This is a genomic window from Nostoc sp. CHAB 5715 (assembly GCF_020829685.1).
In the GTDB taxonomy this organism is placed as follows: domain Bacteria; phylum Cyanobacteriota; class Cyanobacteriia; order Cyanobacteriales; family Nostocaceae; genus Nostoc.
Genome location: NZ_JAIVFR010000628.1, coordinates 1 through 4,544 on the forward strand (window position 1 = coordinate 1; position 4,544 = coordinate 4,544).

General features: G+C 43.5%; 3 protein-coding genes and 1 pseudogene. 1 reads left to right on the top strand and 3 read right to left on the bottom strand.

Annotated features, from left to right (window positions below):
• Positions 1-122: 122 nt before the first annotated feature.
• The gene (locus LC574_RS27685) at positions 123-260 is read right to left on the bottom strand and encodes a hypothetical protein (protein WP_229456883.1); all 138 of its coding nucleotides are present in this window, start codon (positions 258-260) and stop codon (positions 123-125) included.
• Between the two features lie 607 nt (positions 261-867).
• Here LC574_RS27685 and LC574_RS27690 point away from each other — a divergent pair.
• A pseudogene (locus LC574_RS27690) lies at positions 868-1,923 on the top strand (pyruvate:ferredoxin (flavodoxin) oxidoreductase); the annotation flags it as partial.
• Between the two features lie 444 nt (positions 1,924-2,367).
• Here the strand turns inward: LC574_RS27690 and LC574_RS27695 are convergent.
• Together LC574_RS27695 and LC574_RS27700 are read right to left on the bottom strand one after the other, a co-directional pair.
• A complete protein-coding gene (locus LC574_RS27695) occupies positions 2,368-3,015 on the bottom strand; it encodes a hypothetical protein (RefSeq protein ID WP_229456884.1) in 648 nt (215 codons plus the stop codon).
• 143 nt (positions 3,016-3,158) lie between these two features.
• On the bottom strand, positions 3,159-4,544 hold a 1,386-nt coding region (locus tag LC574_RS27700; RefSeq protein ID WP_229456885.1), incomplete at its 5' end, for a CHAT domain-containing protein.

Genomic DNA, 4,544 nt, shown 5'->3' on the forward strand with positions numbered 1-4,544 from the left:
TCAAGTATTACGAACAATTCACTACTTACTATAAAATCAATTCCAGCAAATCCAGAAAAAGGGAAATTATAAATGGATAGCAAGAGCATCACTCAATTTTGGATTTTGGATTACAGCAGTTTTCATGCATTTGCTTCTGTCGTCTCTTGATAAAGCCAGAAAACTACAGGTAGGGAGGGGCGCACAGCTTTCATTGGTGTCAACTTAACGTAAAAGCTATTAGCAAGGAACTGAAGTTTCTTGCTAATAGCGGAAGTCATCTGAAGATGACTAAGTATATAGCAAAAAATCTTTAGTCTACTGAAGTAGACTTTAGCTAAAAGCCAAAGAACTTTAGTTCGAGGCGGGTGAGGAAGCTAACAGTTAAGCTACTTTTAGCTTAAGTTGACACCAATGAGCAATGCTGTGCCCTTACGACAGATGTGGTTCAAATACATGAAAACTGCTGTAAGATACCAACCATCAGCTTTCAGGAATGTAGGCTTTGCTTTGCCCACTAAAATCTGCCTACGTATATTTCAAAAATCAAATAGGAGTCGTATATCAGAGATTCCCGACCCTATACCCCACAAAAAATAATAAATTATCTGAAAGTCTTTTCAAACAGAGACTTTGATTAGTGAGTACATTATTAATACATATTAATAGATGCAATATTGCGGATGAGATATTAATAGATGCAATATTGCTTGAAAGTTAACTTAAGAGCCTAAACCCATCAATAAATTATCCTTTAAACACGGAGTAAATTCTACCGCTAAATCTTTAATGCATATAATACACCCACTTTCTAATTCTGGCTATTTCTGATTCTTATATTCACGCGTTCTGATAATGCAGTTTAGAGACAAAGACAAAAATAAAATTATGAACAAAACCTTTGCAACCATCGACGGGAATGAGGCTGTCGCCCGTGTCGCTTACAAATTAAATGAAGTGATTGCCATTTATCCTATCACCCCCTCTTCAGCAATGGGTGAATGGGCAGATGCTTGGTCAGCCGAAGGTCGTCCCAACCTCTGGGGTACTGTTCCCAGCGTGGTACAAATGCAGAGTGAGGGAGGAGCCGCCGGTGCTGTGCATGGGGCATTACAAACAGGTTCCCTGAGTACCACCTTCACCGCATCTCAGGGATTATTATTGATGATACCCAACTTCTACAAAATTGCTGGTGAGTTAACTAGCGCCGTGGTTCACGTTGCAGCTCGTTCTTTGGCTACCCATGCGTTATCAATTTTTGGTGATCATAGCGACGTGATGGCAGCCCGTGCTACTGGTTTTGCTCTATTGTGTTCCGCTTCGGTGCAGGAAAGTCAAGATTTTGCTCTCATTGCCCATGCTGCTACCCTGGAGACGCGAGTCTCGTTTATGCACTTCTTTGATGGCTTCCGTACCTCCCATGAAGTGCAGAAAGTAAAATTGCTCTCAGATGACGATTTGCGATCGCTCATCCACGATAACCTAATACTCGCCCACCGCAGGCGTGCGCTTACCCCAGATCGTCCAGTATTGCGCGGGACTGCCCAAAACCCCGATGTCTACTTCCAAGGACGTGAAGGTGCTAACCCTTACTACAACGCCTGTCCAGAAATTGTCCAGCGCATCATGGATGAATTTGGAGAACGCACGGGAAGGCATTATAAAATCTATGAATATTACGGCGCTAACGATGCCGAGCGCGTTATCGTTCTTATGGGTTCAGGTTGTGAAACCGTCCATGAAACAGTAGATTACCTTAACGCCCGTGGTAAAAAAGTTGGCGTAGTAAAAGTGCGACTTTACCGCCCCTTTGATGTCCAAAAGTTTGTTGCAGTATTACCAACTAGTGTAAAAGCGATCGCAGTTCTCGACCGCACCAAAGAAGCAGGTAGCGCCGGGGAACCTTTGTATTTGGATGTTGTCGCTGCTATCCATGAAGCGTGGGGAGATGAGGGAGATGAGGGAGCAGGGGGAGATGAGGGAGTGAGGGACAAGAATTAATAACCAATGCCCAATACTTCGACTCCTTTCGACTTACTTCGACTACGCCCTTACTTCGACGCCGCTCAGTACAAGTCGGCTACGCCCTTCTCTACGAGAGGCTGCGCCAACGGCTACGCTCAGGACAAGCTCAGGACAAGCGAGCGTACAAGTCGCTCAAGGTAAGTGCGAGAGTACAAGTGCCCAATACCCAATTACTTTTGAATATTTATATCTTGAGATAGATGGCCTAATGTTATAATCAGTTTATTGTAAAGTTACTTTAGGCTTACTATAAGAAAAATACTAAGAATTAGTGAATGCTCAAAATCGCAGCACAAGCATTATTAGCAGACAAATCTGCTTGCACCTGAAATTTATGTAGAAAACAGAGACAGTTCATTCAAGTTATGCTTCATACTCAGACTTGTTGAGTTCATTGAAAGCATAAGAAGCGATCGCTAAACTAACCTTTGCTTTGTCTACTTCTGATAAAGCTGTCCACTCGCTATTTTGAAGATTACTCAGTGCAGATGCTGCGTTTTGCGATTCGCTACTTCGCATTGCGTAAGCAAAAGGACGAGCCAACACTAAAAGATCCTCTGTTCCCCAATTTGGTAGTACTGTATGAACACACTCAACTAGTTGTTCACCGATTGATTGCTGGGCAGCAATAATTTCAGTAGCTTTGGTGGCGATGCTATTGAGTAATGCTTGGGGGACACAGGCGGCAAAAGTACTAGATAATGTTTCTTGAAGATTTTGCACTAGTGCTTGTTGGGGATTGTGATTAGAGTCTGACGCTTGGGAGATGCCAGACCAAAGTGTGTCTAGATGGCTATAAAAATCTTGCGATCGCGTTGTCAGTTCTTCTTCAAGCAAATCTTTCATTGCGAAGTGTTGTTCTAATTCATCAAAATAAGCTTCTGACTCTTCATCAGCCGGATTCCAGGGATAGGTAGCATCGTCTGGTTCCAGTAACGCTTCTAATAATTCTAAATCTACTTGCGATGGCAAAGAAGAGGAAGCGTCTGAGCCGTTGATTTTATTAGCCATTTTTCATTGCCTCACAATTATTTGGTGGTATTTACAGCTACAATTCCTCAGAAGAGATTTCCGCAAAAACAGTTGAATTTTTCTACAAAAAAACAGATTTTAAAGGTTGATGCTAAAGACTCAAATTTATTTTTGCAATAATGCTATGAGTCTTCAATAATAAACTCCCAGGTTTCAGCTCTAGCACTTCCAAACTTTAACTGCATTCCCGATTTCAATGGGACTTCCTCTCGGAGGATTTGTTGCCAACCATTAGGGCCTAAAAACCAGGTTGTCCCGTAGGTGGAAAAATCTTGCAAGTAATAACTTCGCACCAATGTAGCATCAGTAAGGGTATTGCGACAAAAGATTTCGGCGTGGCGTTTGGATACAGATGGTTCGGGGATGACAATATCATTGTCTTTCGTGCGGCCGATGCGGGTGACTCCATAACGCAGTAACCAGGTTTTACCTTTTGGGGCGAGCGATCGCAACGAAGCAGCGGGAAGCGGGGAACCAATATCAGGAATGGCTGTGTCTGGTAGTTCGGTAATACCTTCATCGAGATTCTTAATCAGTTCGCCATTAAAATCTGGATGCAGGTAGAGAACAGGCAAAGTCCAAGCAGGTTGATTATATTTATACAGTGTTAACAACTCTTGCCTAGCTTGGGCTACGGCTTCATCAATTGGCTTGTGTGATCGCAAAGCTTCGGTAAAGGCTTGAATAAAACTGTGGCTTTCGTGGTCTGCGATTTCATCGCGCATCCCCAAAACCGCAGGCACACCATGACGAATCAACACTTCTGCTAAACTGCTGGCAGGGATAGCTTGATGATTGATAGCAGCTGGTTGTGCGCCCCAACAGGCGTTAAAAACTGCTAATTTCACACCTGTATGGGTCAATACTTGCGCCAATTCTATCCCATTCAGGGGCATATCTGGTCGCAAAAATAGTAACCCCCCATCTGGGGCTGGCAAACCATGTCCAGCGTAAAAGAAAACATTGTATGCTCTGGTTTCTAATTCTTGAATCAACTCCTGTGGAGTTGGTTGTAAGAGTTGATTTACTATACAAGGCGCACATTTTTGAGAATTACCACCCACAGACGTATCTGCAAGAGTTTGCTGTAAGATAGCAGCTTCTTGTTCGAGTTGGAGCTTGTCATCATGACCTAAAACCAGCAGAATACTTAAAGCCTGGTCAGTTCGCAAATGCGGTAAGGGTTCAACTTCACTGCTGGTGCGACTAAATAGCAAATCTTGGGAGAGAGACATAGCTGATTGACCAGGTTCACGCTGCATAATTTCCCAAGGGAGAGCGATCAGATCGGGGTCGCGGATTTCTAGGCAAAAGCGCAAACGTGTATGCTGACCCATAGCAATACCACGACTGCGTTCTAGACTACCAAGAATTTGCCCGTCAAATACCCAGCGCCATAAATTCATTCCCAAGTTTTGCATCAGACGACTGCTGTAGGGGCCAGTAGGTTGACCTGAAGTCGGTGAAATCCAATCTATGGGGAATGGGTTGGACTTTTGAGATGTTAA

Bases quoted from the DNA above. Each gene is read 5' to 3' on its own strand.
- LC574_RS27685 (WP_229456883.1), bottom strand. From the start codon at position 260: ATGACTTCCGCTATTAGCAAGAAACTTCAGTTCCTTGCTAATAGCTTT.
- LC574_RS27695 (WP_229456884.1), bottom strand. From the start codon at position 3,015: ATGGCTAATAAAATCAACGGCTCAGACGCTTCCTCTTCTTTGCCATCG.